Raw genomic sequence first — 15,511 nt, 5'->3', positions numbered from 1 at the left:
CCATCGCCGCCTGGTGCGACCTGGACGCCGACGGCATCGCGATCGTCGACAACCTCGCCCGTAGGCTTGGCACACCCGTGCACGCGGTCGCCATGAGCTGCGCCAGCGCCGCGGCCATCCGCTCGCAGGACTCGCCCTGGGCCCAGGCCCGCCCTCCGGCACCCTCGACGGCAGCCGCGCAGCTCGCCAGTTCCTCGGCGGTCAGCGTCCGCTCCAGCCCGTACAGCTCGGCCAGTCGGGCACCGTCGGGTGTCCCCGAGCTCAGCGCCGCCACCACCGGCAGCGACTTCTTCCGGGCGACGAGGTCCGCGCCGACCGGCTTCCCGGTGACCGACGGGTCGCCCCAGATGCCGATCAGGTCGTCGATCAGCTGGAACGCCAGGCCGATCTCCCGGCCGAAGCCGTCCATCGCCCGGGCGGCCGTCTCCGAGCCGCCCGCGTACCGGGCCCCCATCGCGCAGGCCGCGCCGAGCAGCGCACCGGTCTTGGCCTCGGCCATCGCCAGGCACTCGGCCAGCGAAACGTCACTGCGCTGCTCGAAGGCGCAGTCGATCTGCTGCCCCTCGCAGAGCTCCACCACGCAGTCGGCCAGCCGGCGGACGGCGTCGGTCGCGGCCGGGTGGCCGTCCTCGGCGAGCAGGCGCAGCGCCAGCGCGTGCATGGCGTCGCCGGCGAGGATCGCCTCGGTGGTGCCGAACACCCGCCACGCGGTGGGGCGGTGCCGCCTGGTCTCGTCCCGGTCGATGATGTCGTCGTGCAGCAGCGTGAAGTTGTGCACCAGCTCGACGGCCGCCGCGGCGGCGGTGGCCGAGGCCGGACTGCCGCCGAGGGCCTGGGTGGCGGCCAGCACCAGGGCCGGCCGGATGGCCTTCCCGGAGGGTGCGGCGGCCGGCGAACCGTCCGCCTCCCACCAGCCGAAGTGGTAGCCCGCGACCCGGCGCATGGTGCCGGGCAGCGAGTCGACGGCGGCGCGCAGGACCGGATCGACCAGGCCGCGGGCACGGGCGAGGACGTCCTCGGCCTCGTGCCCCTCCCGGTGGTCGCGCTCCAGCGTGAACATTCCCATGGGTCCTCCCCCTTGGTGGTGCGACGGGCCGGTGCAGCGGACGGCGTCGCCCGGCCGGACACGGGTTCCCCGGCCGGGCGACGCGGTTCGTCGGCCCCGGTCAGCCCTGGTGGTGCGAGAGGTCGACGTTCTCCAGGACGCCGACGGCGTCCGGCACCAGAATGGCGGCGGAGTAGTAGGCGCTCACGAGATAGGAAATGATGGCCTTCTCACTGATTCCCATGAATCGGACCGAGAGGGCCGGCTCGTATTCATCGGGAATTCCGGTCTGGTGCAGACCCACGACGCCCTGGTTGTCCTCGCCGGTGCGCATGGCGAGGATCGAGCTGGTGTTCCCGCCGACGATCGGGATCTTGTCGCACGGGAAGACCGGCACGCCGCGCCAGCCGAACACCTGACGGCCCTGGACCTCGACGGTGTCCGGGTAGAGGCCGCGCCGGTTGCACTCGCGGCCGAAGGCGGCGATGGCCCGCGGGTGGGCCAGGAACAGCTTGGTGCCGCGGCGGCGGCTCAGCAGCTCGTCCATGTCGTCCGGGGTGGGCGGGCCGGAGTGGGTCTGGATCCGCTGCTCGTGGTCGGCGTTGTTGAGCAGGCCGAACTCCGGGTTGTTGACCAGCTCGTGCTCCTGGCGCTCGCGCAGCGCCTCGATGGTCAGCCGGAGCTGGTGCTCGGTCTGGTTCATCGGCTGGTTGTAGAGGTCGGCGACCCGGGTGTGCACCTTGAGCACGGTCTGCGCGACGCTGAGCTCGTACTCGCGCGGCCTGAGCTCGTAGTCCACGAAGGCGCCGGGCAGCTCGTACTCGCCGTGGTGGCCGGCGGAGAGGCCGATGGCCGCCTCGCCGTGCTTGTTCTGCGGCGCCTGGAACCCGGCGAGGTACTCCATGACCTGCAGCTGGAGGGCCTCGGAGCGGTCCGCGAGCTCCTGGAAGGCGGGCCAGGAGAGCGCGAGGACGGTGCCGGCCGTCGCCGCCCGCACCGTGTACGCCCAGGTGCCGTCCTCCTGCTTGAGCACCTCGTCGCCCAGGTGGTCACCGTCGGCCACGGTGCCGACCACCGCCTCCTCGCCGTATTTGCCCGTTCCGATCCGGTTGAGCTTGCCGTACGCGATGATGAAGACCTCGTCGATCGGCGCGCCCGCCGCGACCAGGACCTCACCGGCGGAGAACTCGCGTTGGACGAAGCGCCCGGCCAGTTCCTCCAGCACGGCGTCGTCCTCGAAACCACGCAGCACGGGCAGCTCGCGCAGCGTCGGCGGGACGACCCGCACCACGGGGCCGGTCCGGTCGAGGCCGACCCGGCCGCGCCCGACGGTGTGGCGCAGCCGCCGGTTCACCCGGTAGGTGCCGCCCGAGACCTCGACCCACGGCAGCGTCCTGAGCAGCCAACGCGGGCTGATCCCCTGCATCTGCGGCGCGGACTTGGTGGTGGTCGCGAGGTTCCGCGCCGCCACCGTGGCCAGGCTCTGCTGCTCCCGGGTCTGCGGTGCGCCGCCCGGTGCGGGAATACCGGTGTTGGTTTCGGTCGACATGTGGGAGCCCTTCGCATACCCGTGCCCGATGAGGTGACATCTTGCACCCCTCATGGTGGGGCCGTTCGGAGGGCATCCGCAATCACTCTTTCGAGTGGTCGGGATAACCGAAAAAATAGTACGAATAGAATGTCTGATCGATATTAATTCGAGCAAGTGATCCAATGACTTTCGGAACGCGGCCCTCCGGTTCGCCTCCCGGGCCGCGCACGCCGGACCCACCCCGCGTTCACGCCGACGCAAGGGGCCGCTAAGGTGCCACTTCAAGGGTCACGGGGCCAGTTGACGAGCGCGGCCGCACCGGATGCCCTCCCCTCGTTCACCCCTGCCCTGGGAGGCCTGATGAGCGCCCCCGTCACTGTCTGGCTCAACCGCACGTACGCCGAGAACGTGTTCTTCATCGAACAGTTGCGCGCCGCACCGCGTCCGGTCCGGATCCACGCCACCCACCTCGACCCCGACTCCCCGGTCCTCGCCGCGGCCGACCACGCCGGCCTGGAACCCGCCGACCTCACCCCGGACGCCTACGTCGCCTTCGCGCTCGACTACTGCGCCCGCCACTCCGTCGACGTCTTCCTGCCCCGCCTGCACCAGCTGGCGATATCCCTGCACCGCCACGAGTTCGAGGCGGTCGGCACCTCCCTCGCCTGCCCGCCCGCCGCGGCCATCGCGGCCTTCGAGAGCAAGGCGGACGGCTACGCGGCGATCGCCGACGCCGGGCTCCCCACCCCGCCCTGGTGGCTGGTCCGCACCGCCGAGGACCTGGTCACCGCCGTCGACCGGATCGAGTCGGCCGGCCTCACCGCCTGCCTGAAGCCCGCCTCCGGCGCCGGCGGCGAGGGCTTCCGGATGCTCACCAGGGAACCGTTCGGCCTGCACCGGCTGGCCGGCTGGGACAGCCGCGTCCAGGTCGACCAGGTGGCCGCCGCGCTGACCGACGCCGCGCGGGAGAACCCCGGCGAGCCGGCCGACCTGCTGGTCATGCCCTACCTGGACGGCCCCGAGATATCGGTGGACTGCCTCGCCGACCTGGACGGCACCCTGCTGGCCGCCGTGGGCCGCAGCAAGCACCGGCGCCGCCGCACCTTCACCACCGCGCCCCGGTACCTCGAACCCGCCCGCCGCCTGGTCGAGGCGACCGGGATGGCGTTCCTCTCCAACGTGCAGTTCCGCCACCTGCACGGCGAACCGGTGGTCATCGACGTCAACACCCGCCCCTCCGGCGGCCTGCACCAGCTGGGCCTCTGCGGCCTCAACCTGCCCTGGAACGCGGTGCAGCTGGCGCTCGGCGAACGCCCGGACACCGAGTGGACCGTGGATCCGGCGAGCGTCGAGTACACGCTGGTCTCCGGCGTCCAGCCGGTGCTGCCGCGCCAGTCGCCGTTCGCCCCGCCGCCCGCCCTGCCGTCCGTCGCCCCGGCCGGGCACCCCGAGGTCCAGCTGGTGCACTGACCGCTCCGGAGCGGGCCGCTCACCCCTTCAGAGCGGCCCGTTCCAGTCCAGCGTCGGCTCCAGCACGCCCTCCAGGGTGAGCAGCCAGCGCTTCACGTCGATCCCGACCCGGCCACCGCCGAAGCCGCCGATCCCGTCCGCCGCCACCACCCGGTGGCAGGGCACCAGCATCGCGACGGGGTTGGCCGCCATCATCTGCCCGACCGTCCGGGCCGCCAGCCCGGGCTCCTCGACACCGCCGAACACCCCGCTCCGGGAGGCCAGTTCGCCGTACGTGATGGTCCGCCCGTACGGCACCTCGCGGAACAGCGTCTGCAGCACGGCCCGGTGCGGCCCGGTGCTCAGGCTCCAGTCGATCGGCAGGTCCAGCTCACGGCGCCGGCCCGCCAGGTACTCGCCGACCCGGTCGGTGACCGCGGCGATCTTCGTGTCGTCGGCGCAGCGCGGCAGCTCGCCGGGGTTCCCGAGGTAGCCGATCGCCGCCACCCCCTGCGGCGTCACCGCCACGTGCAGCGGGCCGCTCGGCAGCGGCGTCTCCACCGTCAGCCACGACATCGGCCCCGCCCCGTACCGCTCCACCACGTCCGAACCCCCGCCCAGCCCCGCCGGACCGGCCGCCGGCCACCCCGTCGCCCGGGGGACGCGCGCGGACCACCCGCCCCGCGCGCCATCGTACGGCGGGCCGGGTACGCGGTCCGGTGCGTCCGCCGTTACAGCCGGCCCTTCAGCTCCGCGGCGAGCGCCCGCGACCAGTGGGACAGTTCCGCCCGGTCGGGAGTCCGGCCCTCGCAGAGGGCGCCGAGCTGCGCGTCGTTGATCCGGTTCGGCCCCGGGATCTCCAGCAGGTACGCGAGTTCCTCCAGCACGGTGGCGAGCCGCTTGGCGTCGGTGTGGTCCAGGGCGACGGCCGCCTCGTGGTGGCCGATGGTGAGTGAACCGGGCATGACCTACCTCCTCCGTCCGCCCCCGCACTCCCTCCACCGTACGACCGCCCGGCCCGGCGTGCCCCCCGTACCGCGCGCCGCTACCGCGCTCCCGCGCCGCCGTGCCGCGCCGCCGTGCCGTGGCCGGTCCTCGGCGGGCCCGGTCAGTCGGGCCCCCCGCCGGGCCCCGGGCGCACGCCCGCCGCAGCCGGCGCCGCCTCGCCCGGCGGCTCCGCCGGCCCGTCCCAGCCCCGGCCGCGCACCTCGCGCACCGCCAGCACGGCCGCCCCGGCCAGCAGCTGCCACCCCGCGCCGAACAGCAGGACGCGGGACACCCCGACCCGGTCGGCCACCGGCCCGGCCGCCGCGAGGCCGAGCGGCCCGAGCACGAACGCGCCCAGTCCGCCGAACGCGGTCACCCTGGCCAGCACCCCGGCCGGCACCCAGCTCTGTCGCGTCGAGTCGAACAGCGCGCCGCAGACCGCCGATCCCGCCCCCGCCACCGACGCGGCAAGGAGCGTCCAGCCCAGCGCCGCCCCCGCCGCGAGCGCCGCGGAGGGCAGCGCCCAGCCGAGACTCGCCACCGTCGCCACCGCGAGCGGCCGGGCCGGCCTGCGTCCCAGCATCAGCAGGCCGCCCAGCACCGCACCGACCCCGTACACGCCCAGCACCAGGCCCCAGGCCCGCGCCCCGCCCAGCTCGCGCTGCGCGGTCAGCGGTCCCAGCACCAGGAACGGCGCCCAGACCAGCAGGTTGAAGAGCGCCATCTGCACGGTGGTGACCCAGAGCCACCGCCGCGAGCGGAACTCCGCCCAGCCGGAGCGGAGTTCGGCCCACATCGAGTCCGCGCCACCCGCGCCCGGCCCGGCCTCCCCGGCCTCCCCGATCGGCCCGCCCGGCCCGACCGGCCCGACCGGCCCGATCTCCGAGGTCCGGGCCAGCGCCAGCGCAGCGATCCCGTACGTCACCGCGTCGATCAGCAGCACCGCACCCGGACCGTACCCCGCCGTGATCACCCCGGCGAGCGCCGGTCCGGCCACCATCGACACCGAACGGGCCAGCCCCAGCAGGGCGTTGGCGTCCGGCAGACGCTCCTTCCGGCGCACCAGCGCGGGCACCGACGCGCCCAGCGCCGGCATGAACAGACCCTCGCCGAGCCCCCAGGCGGCGACCAGCGCCGCCATCGCCCAGACCGGCGCGTGCCCGGTCGCCAGCGCCGCCGCGAACCCGCCCTGCACCGCGCAGCGCAGCACGTCCGACCCCAGCATCACCCGTCGACTGCCCAGCCGGTCGGCGACCACCCCGCCGACCAGCATCACCAGCACGATCGGCAGGATCCGGGCAGCCATCACCCAGCCCAGCTCGGTCCCGCCGCCCCCACCGTCGAGCACCGCGAACGCCACGGCCACCGGCGCCATCGAGGAGCCGACCAGCGAGGTCGCGTAACCGGCGAAGAACCACCCGAAATCACGTTCCCCCAGCACGGCCAGACGGCCGTCCGGCCGTCGGCGGCGGGGCCGCCCCCACTCCGCTTCCCCTGTCACGGGCGCCAAGTCTGCCCGCGCACGAAGGCCGCCGACAAGGACTTCCGGTGAAAAACCTGAGCCTATTCGACTCATTTTCCCGAAACCGCGCCACCACCGCAGTAAACTCCCGAAAAACCCTCTCCCACCTGCTATTTACTGCGATGGCAAGCACTACTCCGGTGCCCTCGGACATCGCTGTTTACTGCGGAAAGAAGACGCCGATGCCACCCCAGCCGCCGGTCGAGTACGCCGTCGCCGTCGAGCGCTACCTGGCCGCCTCCGGGCTCGGCGCCGCCTCCCGCCGCGTCTACCGGATCGCCCTGCACACCTGGACCTGGGCCCTGGCCGGCCGCCCCGCCCCCACCGGCCCCGAGCGGCGCCGCGCCCGTCCGCCCGTCCTGCCGCTCGCCCGGCTCGACCACCCGGACACCCCCGCCCGCCTCCTGGCCGCCACCGACCGGCGCGCCGGCGAAGCCGACCCGCGCACCCTCAACCGCGAGCTCGCCATCCTGCGGGCCGCCACCTCCTGGTGGCGCGCCCAGGACTGGATCGACACCGACCCGGCCGCCGGCCTGCGCCCGCACACCGCCCACGCCGCAGCCCCGGCCCCGCTCACCCCCGAGGAGCTCCACACCCTCTTCGCCCTCGGCGCGCCGCTCCGCGAGCAGACCCTCTGGCGCCTGCTGCACGAGAGCGGAGCCACCGTCGAAGCCGTCCTCGCCCTCGACGTCGACGACCTCGACCTCCCCGGCCGCCGCACCCGCCCCCCGGGCCCGCCCCTGCGCTGGCGGACCGGCACCGCCCGACTGCTCCCGCTCCTCCTCACCGGCCGCACCGCCGGCCCGCTGTTCCTCACCGACCGGCGGGCCCCCGCGGCCACCCCCGCCGCCGACCGCTGCCCCCACACCGGCCGCGGTCGCCTCTCCTACCGCCGCACCGCCGAACTCTTCACCGCCCGCACCACCGCCCTGTCCCCCGGCGGCTGGACCCTCCGGCGGCTGCGCCCGGCGGCCCGAACGCCCGCCCGCCGGACGCCCGCCCCCTGAGGCCGGCGGACGTGCGCCCCTCGACCGGGCGAGCGCCCACGGTTGCGCGGCCGAAGGCGCACCGGGCCACGCGGCGGGCAGCAGAACGGCCGGCCGCGGCACTCACGTGCGGCGACCGGCCGTCCCGGGGGTCACGCCTGGGCGAACCCCCGGCGCACCTCCGCGTCGGTGACGACGCCGTTGTGGTGGTCGAGGTCGAGCCGCGCGAGGCCCGCCAGGTGGGCGACCTGCCGGTCGCCGAGCAGCCCGGCCGCCAGCTCGCTGCGCTCGAACGGCCCGACCGCCTCGACGAGGTGGGAGGGGATCCGCGCCGCCCCCGTGTCCAGGTAGGCGTCGCCCTCGCTGGCCCGGGGGGCCTTGAGGCCGTTCCCGATGCCGTGCCGCACCCCGGCGAGCACGGCCGCGAGGGCCGCGTACGGGTTGGCGTCCGCGCCCGGCAGCCGGATCTCCAGGTGGAGGCCCGCGCCGTGGCCGACCACCCGCACCGCGCAGGCACGGTTGTCCCGGCCCCAGGTGAACCGGGTCGGGGCGAAGGAGTGGTCGCGGAAGCGGCGGTAGGAGTTCACGTAGGGCGCGTAGAGCGGCGCCGTGACCGGAAGCACCTCCAGCAGTCCGGCCACCGCCTGCTCGCCCAGGTCCGACAGCGCGGTACCGCCGGGCCCGCCGAGCACCGGCCCGTCCGCCCCGTACAGGGAGACGTGCAGGTGCATCCCGCTGCCGGTGCCGGTGGCCGGGGACGCCATGAACGTCGGCGCCAGGCCGTGCCGGTCGGCGACCGCCCGGACGGCGTGCTTGAACAGCACGTGCTGGAGGCAGGCGAGCCGCGGGTCGCCGTACGGGAAGGTCACCTCCACCTGCCCGGGGGCGCCCTCCAGCTTCACGGCCTCCACCGGCAGGCCGGCGCCCGCGAGGGCCCGGCGCAGGCTCCGGGTGAAGTCGGCGACCGTGCGGGGCTGGTCGAGGGCGTAGTCCCGGTTGTCCCAGGTCGCCGGGCGCAGCCGGCGGAAGTCCCGGCCGGCGGCGTCCCGGACGCTCCCCTCGTAGAGCACGAACTCCGTCTCCACACCGACCTGCACGCTCAGGCCGTGCTCGGCCAGCAGGGTCAGCTGGTCGTCCAGCAGCGTGTCCGGCGCCACCGGCAGCGGTTCGCCGCCGGACACCGGGCGGCAGGGCACCAGCGCCGTCGCGGGCAGCCACGGCAGCAGCCGAGCGTCCGCGAGGTCGGCCGCCAGGGCCACGTCGGAGAACCCCGTCCCCCACGAGCCGAGTGCCCCGCTCCCGTCCGCCGACATGCCCAGGTCGGTGTCGAACACGTACCCGCACATCTCCGGGGCGAGCCGCCCGGAGCCCAGCCGGTCCAGCAGCACCCCGGCGTCGAACTCCTTGCCCTTGAGCCGGCCCTGCCAGTCCACCGCCGCCAGCAGCACGGTGTCGACCCCGCCGCCGCGCACCAGGGCCCGCAGCGGACCGGTGGCGGGGGCACCGACCGGGCGCGCCTCCGAGGAGGCCGGGAGCGCCGGGGAGGGGGCGGCCGCCCGCCGACGACGGGCGGCCGGTCCGCCGGACATCAGATCACGCTCCCGGTCAGCTCGGTCAGTTCGGCGCTCTGCTGCACCGGCGGGTTGTAGGAACGGCCGGCCTTCAGCCACCACAGGCCCGCGCCCAGGAGCGCCACCAGCAGCGCGACGGGCGCGTAGTTGAACGTGTCCGAGGTGACCGGGTACGCCTGGGGGAGGCAGAACAGCACGGTGACCACCGCGACCCAGCAGACCGCCACCACCCCGATCGGCCGGCTCCACCGGCCCAGGGTCCACGGGCCGGCCTGGAACGCCTTCCCCCTGCGCAGCCGGAGGTAGATCGGGATCGCGTAGGCCGGGGTCATCCCCAGGACGTTGATCGCCGTCACCGCCCCGTACGCCACCGGGCTGTACAGCGCGGGCAGGGCCAGGACCAGCGCCGCGCCCACGGCCAGCCAGACGCCGGCCACCGGGGTCCCGGTGCGCGGCGAGACCCGGCTCCAGAGTGCCGAGCCCGGCAGTGCCCCGTCCCGCGAGAACGCGAAGACCATCCGGCTGGCCGCCGCCGTCTCGGCGTTGCCGCAGAAGAGCTGCGCGACGATCACCACCGCGAGCAGGGCCTTGGCGCCGTTGAGGCCCAGCGCGTCGAGGAAGATCTGGGCCGGCGGCACCCCGGTGGCCGAGTCGATGGTGCCCGCGTAGTCCTGGATCGCGAACAGCATGCCGGCCAGCAGCACGAAGCCGGCGATCCAGCTCACCCAGATCGCCCGGACGATGCCGCGCGCGGCGGAGACCGACGCCCGCGTCGTCTCCTCCGACATGTGCGCCGAGGCGTCGTAGCCGGAGAACGTGTACTGCGCCAGCAGCAGACCCAGGCAGGACACGTAGATCGGGTTGGTCCACCCGGTGTTGTTCACGAAGTGCGTGAACACCCAGGTGGTGTCCTGGTGCTGGGAGGGCACGATCATCAGCGCGCCGACGATCACCACGACGCCGCCCAGGTGCCACCAGACCGAGATGCTGTTGAGCACCGACACCAGCCGCACGCCGCGGAGGTTCAGCCCGGCGTGGACCACCAGGATCACCATGAAGATCAGGAACAGCTTGCCCGGGGTCGGCTCGAAGCCCCACTGGAGGTTGGCCAGCGCGCCGACGAACGACGCGGCGCCGTAGTCGATCCCCGCGATACCGCCCACCAGGCCGAGCAGGTTCAGCCAGCCGGTGGCCCAGCCCCAGCGCGGACCGCCGAGCCGGTGGGCCATGAAGTAGAGGGCGCCGCTGGTCGGGTAGGCGCTGGTGACCTCGGCGAGCGCCATGCCCACCAGGACGACCATCAGCCCGACCCCGACCCAGCCCCAGAGCATCACGGCCGGGCCTCCGGTGTTCAGGCCGAAGCCGAACAGCGTCATGCAGCCGCTGAGGATCGAGATGACCGAGAAACTTATCGCGAAGTTCCCGAACTCGCCCATTCTGCGGTTGAGTTTGGGCTCGTAGCCGAGGCGACGGAGCTGGCTGTCGTCGCTGCTGGGAGTTGCGTGTGCGGGTGGCATCGCCGGACCTCCGGGGGGACGGATTCGTGCGGACGGGGAAGCGGCAGGGCGGGCGGGTTCAGCTCTGGCCGCTCGAACTGCCGACGTAGGCCTGGTGCCTGGCGGTGAGCAGCAGGCTCTCCGCCAGTTCCGGGGAGTCGGCGACGTGGATCCACGGCGCCTGGGACGCGAACGACCCGAGGGCGCCGAAGACCTCGACGGCCTCCCTCATCCGGACACCGGCCCACAGCGCGTGGGCGAGATGGCTCAGGTCGACGACCGGCCACTGGTCGGGCTGCTCCGTCGCGGTCCAGCTCTCGAACGCGGCCACGGCGCGGTCCCGGTGGGGTTCCCTCAGCCACTGGCGGCGCGCGATGTCCCGCCGCCGGTCGCTGCGGTACTGCTCGACGGACAGGTACAGCGGCAGCACGAACAGCGGCGAGCCGTAGGGCGCGTTCGGCAGCACGAAGTTGACGAAGTCGGTCGCCGACCAGCGGCGCACGGTCAGCCAGTACCGCAGCATCCGGACGTGCGCCTCGCGGTTGAACGGATCGCGCCGGTTCGCCTCGAAGAACAGGCCCCAGGGGCCCGGCGGCAGCATCATGTCCGGTCCCGGATCGCGGTGTTCGGCCCTCCGCTGCTCGGGGTCCAGGGTGGCGAGGGTGAGCAGGCAGAGCCAGGGCACCGGGTCGGCGGGGTGCTCCTCCACCGCGCGCCAGCTCGACTGCCGCGCGTTCTGCTCCAGCTCGACGGCGTCCCGGCGTCCCGCGGCGTGGGCGGCGGCGGCCCGCTCCACCTCGACCCGGAGCCGCAGGATCGCGAGGTCGGGACTCCCCGGCTCCTCCTGGGCCCAGTGCTCCAGCGCGTCGGAACGGGGCGCGACCACACTCAGCACCTGGGTCCTCGCCGATCTCCGGCTCCAGTCGCGCCCGGTCGAGTCCAGCAGAGTCCGGGTGGACAGCCACCGTCCGACCCGCAGGTCGTCGACCGCGGCTCTCAACTCGGCATCCTGGCCGGCGGGGTGATACACGAGCCGCGCCGGCTCCCGGCCGGGCATCGCGTCCATCTGCCGTTCCTTCCTCAGGGCTCAATTCCGTACGCGGGCAGCCTCACTACCCCGGCCAGCCAGGGGAAACCGCTGCCGGGGAATGGGTCGGCACCGTGCACCTCGTTCTCGGCACGGGCCTGACGCGACGTCAGGATAGTCATGGAATACGCACGTTAGGTGACCGGACCGTGACAACGTTAGCGGCGAACCGGTCTCACACGATCCCCATTGATCCGATCCGTCACCGTGCGCCCCCGGGCCCGCGGACCGCCCCGGGTGCACCGGCCGACCCGCTGAGCTGTGGTTCTCGGAGAATCGTCCGGATGTCGCGAGGAGCCGCCCGGCCGCGCGCAGGGGGCCCGGCAGCCCCGGACGGCCGTCGCGGCGGCGCGCAGAAAAAAGGTGGCGGGCGGACGGGCGGGCGCCGGTGGCCGCCCCGCCCGCCGGGGACAGGCCCACGCGATCGAGCCCGACGGCCCACGCGAACGGCCCCGGGCGCATCGCCCGGGGCCGTCGGCCGAGCCACCCGCGGTCCGGAGCCGGAGCCCGGCCGGGGTGACGTGCTGAGCCCCCTGTCGGATTCGAACCGACGACCTACGCTTTACAAGAGCGGTGCTCTGGCCAGCTGAGCTAAGGAGGCATGGTGACCGTCCGCGACGTGGTCACGGCGGCACCGGGGGCAGTCTACCGGGCGTGAACGGGCCGGTGGGGGGATATCCGGGGGTTGGGCGGGAGCCGCCCCCGGGGAGCGGACGTGATGGAACCGATGCCGAATTCCGATCGGCCGGGGGCTGACAATCGGCGGAAGCGCAGGTAGCGTCGCCGGAAGCCGGTGCGCGCAGTGGTTCAGACCACGGCCGATCGAGCCGGCGACAGCGATTCCCCCACCTTTACTCGGATCGTCCGGCACGTTCCTGCCGGTGAAGGAGAGCACAGCCATGGCTTCTGTGACGTACGACAAGGCGACCCGTGTCTACCCCGGGGCCGACAAGCCCTCGGTGGACGCCCTGGACCTGGACATCGCGGACGGCGAGTTCCTCGTCCTCGTCGGCCCCTCCGGCTGCGGCAAGTCGACCAGCCTCCGCATGCTGGCCGGCCTGGAGGACGTCAACAGCGGCGCGATCCGCATCGGCGACCGCGAGGTCACCCACCTGCCGCCGAAGGACCGGGACATCGCGATGGTGTTCCAGAACTACGCGCTGTACCCGCACATGACCGTCGCCGAGAACATGGGCTTCGCGCTCAAGATCGCCGGCGTCAACAAGTCGGAGATCCGTGCCAAGGTCGAGGAGGCCGGCAAGATCCTCGACCTCACCGCGCTGCTGGACCGGAAGCCGAAGGCGCTCTCCGGCGGTCAGCGCCAGCGTGTCGCGATGGGCCGCGCGATCGTCCGCGAGCCGCAGGTCTTCCTGATGGACGAGCCGCTGTCCAACCTGGACGCCAAGCTCCGCGTCTCGACCCGTACCCAGATCGCCGGCCTGCAGCGCCGCCTGGGCATCACCACGGTGTACGTGACCCACGACCAGACCGAGGCGCTCACCATGGGCGACCGGGTCGCGGTGCTCAAGGACGGCCTCCTGCAGCAGGTCGACACCCCGCGCAACATGTACGACCGGCCCGCCAACCTCTTCGTCGCCGGCTTCATCGGCTCGCCCGCGATGAACCTGGTCGAGGTGCCGCTGGTCGACGGCGGCGTGAAGTTCGGCGGCTCGGTCGTCAACATCTCCCGCGAGGACCTGTCCGGCGCCGGCACCGACAAGACCGTGACCGTCGGCATCCGCCCGGAGCACTTCGAGATCGTCCCCTCGGGCGGCATCGAGGGCGTCGCCGTCACCGTCAACGTGGTCGAGGAGCTCGGCTCGGACGGCTTCGTGTACGGCACCACCCAGATCGGCGGCGCGGACAAGGACCTGGTGGTCCGCGTGCACGGCCGCCAGATCCCGGCCCGCGGCGAGACCATCCACGTCGTGCCGATCGCCAACGAGACCCACGTGTTCTCCACCAGCAGCGGCGCCCGCCTCTCCAACTGAGCGGCCCCGACCGGCTCCGGCCGGCCGTGGCGCGCAGCACCCCGTCGGAGCCCCGTCGGACCGTCACCGGTCCGGCGGGGCTCCGCCGCGTCCGGCCACCCCAACGGGTGATGACGTCAACACGGTGCAGGGACGAACCCGGACATCCTGTCACCCGATGGTGTAACGGAGGGCGATGTGGCGCCCACCCACCGCTACTCTCCTGAGCGTGAAGCAGCTAGTTCGCCGAATCGGCCAGACCGTCGCCCTCGCCCTGCCCGTCGTCCTGGTGACCACCGGCACCCTCGCCGTGACCAGGGTGCCGTGGGCACCGCCGACCGCGCTGGACCAGCAGGTCGTGGCGGCGTCCAGCGGGGACGGCGCCGGGATCGGCCGGACGGCGACCGCCGGCAGGGCCCCCGACGGGCTCGCCCCCCAGGACGCGCTGCGCGTCGTGCTCCTGGACGAGCTGCGGGCGCACAACCCGGGCAGCGCGCTGGACCTGCTGGAGCGCTCCATGCGCGAGCAGCCCGCGCTGACGCCGTACTGCACCTCGCTCGCCACCGAGCTGGGCAAGGCCGCGGTGCGCAAGTACCAGGGCGACGTCCAGCGCGCCCGGTCCTTCGCCCGCCCGGTCTGTGACGGCGCCTTCGCCTCCGGCGCCTCCGCCTGACCCGCGGCACCACCCCGCGGCACCACCCGGCCCGGTGTCGCCGACCGCGGCTGGCCGGCCGGGGTGTCGCCGGCCCGAGCGGCCCCGGTGACGGGCGCCACCGACCCGGGTGGTGCCCCGGCCGACCGCGTCCGTCACCGGTCCGCGCGATGCCGGCCCGCGGGCCCGGTACCGCGCCTATTGTTCAGCCATGAGCGCTGACTCCGGCCCCGCCGCCGCCCAACCGGCCCACCAGCCCCCGCCCGGCCCGGTACCCGTGACCCAGGCCGTCATCCTGGCCGGTGGCCAGGGCTCGCGGCTGCGGCCCTACACGGACGACCGCCCCAAGCCGCTGGTCGAGATCCCCGGCACGGGCACGCCGATCCTCGGCCACCAGCTGGCCTGGCTCGCCTCCGAGGGCGTCACCGACGCGGTCGTCTCCTGCGGCCACCTCGCGGACGTGCTGGAGGAGTGGCTCGACAAGGCCGACCTGCCGATGAAGGTCCGCACGGTGGTCGAGGCCGAGCCGCTCGGCCGAGGCGGCGGGCTCAAGTACGCCGCCGCGGCCCTGCCCCGCCCCGACGAACCCTGGTACGCCACCAACGGCGACATCTGGACCCGGTTCAGCCTGCGCGACATGGCCGCGTTCCACCACGAGCGCGACGCCGTCGCGACCCTCGCGCTGGCCCGCCCGCGGATCCCGTGGGGCGCGGTCGAGACCGACCAGTTCGGCAACGTCCTCGACTTCATCGAGGCCCCGCCCTCGCCGTTCCTCATCAACGCCGGGCTCTACGTGTTCAGCCCGGAGTTCGCCGAACTGCTGCCGGACGTCGGCGACCACGAGCGGACCACCTTCCCCCAGCTGGCCCGCAGCAAGCGGCTGGCCGGCTACCAGCTGCCGCAGGGCGTCTACTGGCGGGCCATCGACACCGCCAAGGACCTCACCGAGGCCGCCAAGGAGCTGGCCGCCGGCGCCGGCCGCGCCCCGCAGTGATCCGCCCCTCGGTCCGCCCCCCGGTGATCCGTCTCCCCCGGTGATCCGTCCCCCTCGGCGGGCCTGATCCCCGCGGTGGCCTCCCGCAGCCGCCACCGCGCCCGCCGGAGCCACCGCAGCAGCCCGCTGGGTCACCGGCCCACGACGACCGGCCGGGTGCTCCCCCACGGAGTACCCGGCCGGTCGTCGTCCCGGGCCGTCCGGGGGCTCCGACGGCCACC

General features: G+C 74.1%; 13 protein-coding genes and 1 tRNA gene. 5 read left to right on the top strand and 9 right to left on the bottom strand.

What is annotated here, in order from left to right:
• Both ABZY91_RS38165 and ABZY91_RS38160 read right to left on the bottom strand, forming a co-directional pair.
• A partial coding sequence (locus ABZY91_RS38165) for a family 2 encapsulin nanocompartment cargo protein polyprenyl transferase (RefSeq protein WP_355408367.1) occupies positions 1–1,066 on the bottom strand: 1,066 nt, incomplete at its 3' end.
• Between the two features lie 100 nt (positions 1,067–1,166).
• Positions 1,167–2,594, bottom strand: coding sequence for a family 2B encapsulin nanocompartment shell protein (locus tag ABZY91_RS38160; RefSeq protein WP_355408365.1), 1,428 nt, complete (start codon positions 2,592–2,594; stop codon positions 1,167–1,169).
• 342 nt (positions 2,595–2,936) lie between these two features.
• Between ABZY91_RS38160 and ABZY91_RS38155 the strand changes: the two genes are divergently transcribed.
• Entirely contained in the window at positions 2,937–4,046 is a 1,110-nt protein-coding gene (locus tag ABZY91_RS38155) for an ATP-grasp domain-containing protein (RefSeq protein ID WP_355408363.1), read from the top strand.
• Positions 4,047–4,073: 27 nt separating this feature from the next.
• Here ABZY91_RS38155 and ABZY91_RS38150 read toward each other — a convergent pair whose 3' ends face one another.
• From ABZY91_RS38150 to ABZY91_RS38140, 3 genes are all read right to left on the bottom strand, one after another.
• On the bottom strand, positions 4,074–4,601 hold the full coding sequence (locus ABZY91_RS38150) for a methylated-DNA--[protein]-cysteine S-methyltransferase (RefSeq protein WP_329951395.1): 528 nt from the start codon (positions 4,599–4,601) through the stop codon (positions 4,074–4,076).
• A 155-nt stretch (positions 4,602–4,756) separates the two neighbouring features.
• Entirely contained in the window at positions 4,757–4,990 is a 234-nt protein-coding gene (locus tag ABZY91_RS38145; protein ID WP_329885586.1) for a hypothetical protein, read from the bottom strand.
• Positions 4,991–5,133: 143 nt separating this feature from the next.
• Complete coding sequence (locus tag ABZY91_RS38140) at positions 5,134–6,513, bottom strand: MFS transporter (protein ID WP_355408360.1); 1,380 nt, start codon at positions 6,511–6,513, stop codon at positions 5,134–5,136.
• A 203-nt stretch (positions 6,514–6,716) separates the two neighbouring features.
• On the opposite strand from ABZY91_RS38140, the gene ABZY91_RS38135 reads away from it, so the two are divergent.
• Positions 6,717–7,541: a hypothetical protein gene (locus ABZY91_RS38135; protein ID WP_355408358.1), complete on the top strand. Its 825-nt coding sequence runs from the start codon at positions 6,717–6,719 to the stop codon at positions 7,539–7,541.
• A 131-nt stretch (positions 7,542–7,672) separates the two neighbouring features.
• On the opposite strand, the gene ABZY91_RS38130 is transcribed toward ABZY91_RS38135, so the two are convergent.
• The 4 genes from ABZY91_RS38130 to ABZY91_RS38115 form a co-directional block, all read right to left on the bottom strand.
• Positions 7,673–9,109: a glutamine synthetase family protein gene (locus tag ABZY91_RS38130; protein WP_355408356.1), complete on the bottom strand. Its 1,437-nt coding sequence runs from the start codon at positions 9,107–9,109 to the stop codon at positions 7,673–7,675.
• On the bottom strand, positions 9,109–10,608 hold the full coding sequence (locus tag ABZY91_RS38125; RefSeq protein ID WP_329951391.1) for an amino acid permease: 1,500 nt from the start codon (positions 10,606–10,608) through the stop codon (positions 9,109–9,111). Before ABZY91_RS38125 ends, ABZY91_RS38130 begins: the two co-directional genes overlap by 1 nt.
• Before the next feature lie 58 nt (positions 10,609–10,666).
• Complete coding sequence (locus ABZY91_RS38120) at positions 10,667–11,653, bottom strand: hypothetical protein (protein ID WP_355408354.1); 987 nt, start codon at positions 11,651–11,653, stop codon at positions 10,667–10,669.
• Between the two features lie 548 nt (positions 11,654–12,201).
• Positions 12,202–12,275, bottom strand: a tRNA-Thr gene (locus tag ABZY91_RS38115).
• Between the two features lie 298 nt (positions 12,276–12,573).
• On the opposite strand from ABZY91_RS38115, the gene ugpC reads away from it, so the two are divergent.
• The 3 genes from ugpC (at position 12,574) to ABZY91_RS38100 (ending at position 15,290) form a co-directional block, all read left to right on the top strand.
• Complete coding sequence (gene ugpC, locus ABZY91_RS38110) at positions 12,574–13,665, top strand: sn-glycerol-3-phosphate ABC transporter ATP-binding protein UgpC (protein WP_329885594.1); 1,092 nt, start codon at positions 12,574–12,576, stop codon at positions 13,663–13,665.
• A 208-nt stretch (positions 13,666–13,873) separates the two neighbouring features.
• Positions 13,874–14,317 carry a hypothetical protein gene (locus tag ABZY91_RS38105; RefSeq protein WP_329885595.1) on the top strand — a complete coding sequence of 148 codons (444 nt, stop codon included), beginning with the start codon at positions 13,874–13,876 and terminating at the stop codon, positions 14,315–14,317.
• A gap of 190 nt (positions 14,318–14,507) precedes the next feature.
• Positions 14,508–15,290 carry a nucleotidyltransferase family protein gene (locus ABZY91_RS38100; RefSeq protein ID WP_329885596.1) on the top strand — a complete coding sequence of 261 codons (783 nt, stop codon included), beginning with the start codon at positions 14,508–14,510 and terminating at the stop codon, positions 15,288–15,290.
• Positions 15,291–15,511: the final 221 nt, after the last annotated feature.

This window comes from Kitasatospora sp. NPDC002965 (assembly GCF_040611255.1).
GTDB lineage: Bacteria > Actinomycetota > Actinomycetes > Streptomycetales > Streptomycetaceae > Kitasatospora.
The sequence above is the reverse complement of the archived record's forward strand: the minus strand, read 5'-3'. Positions and strand labels throughout refer to the sequence as shown.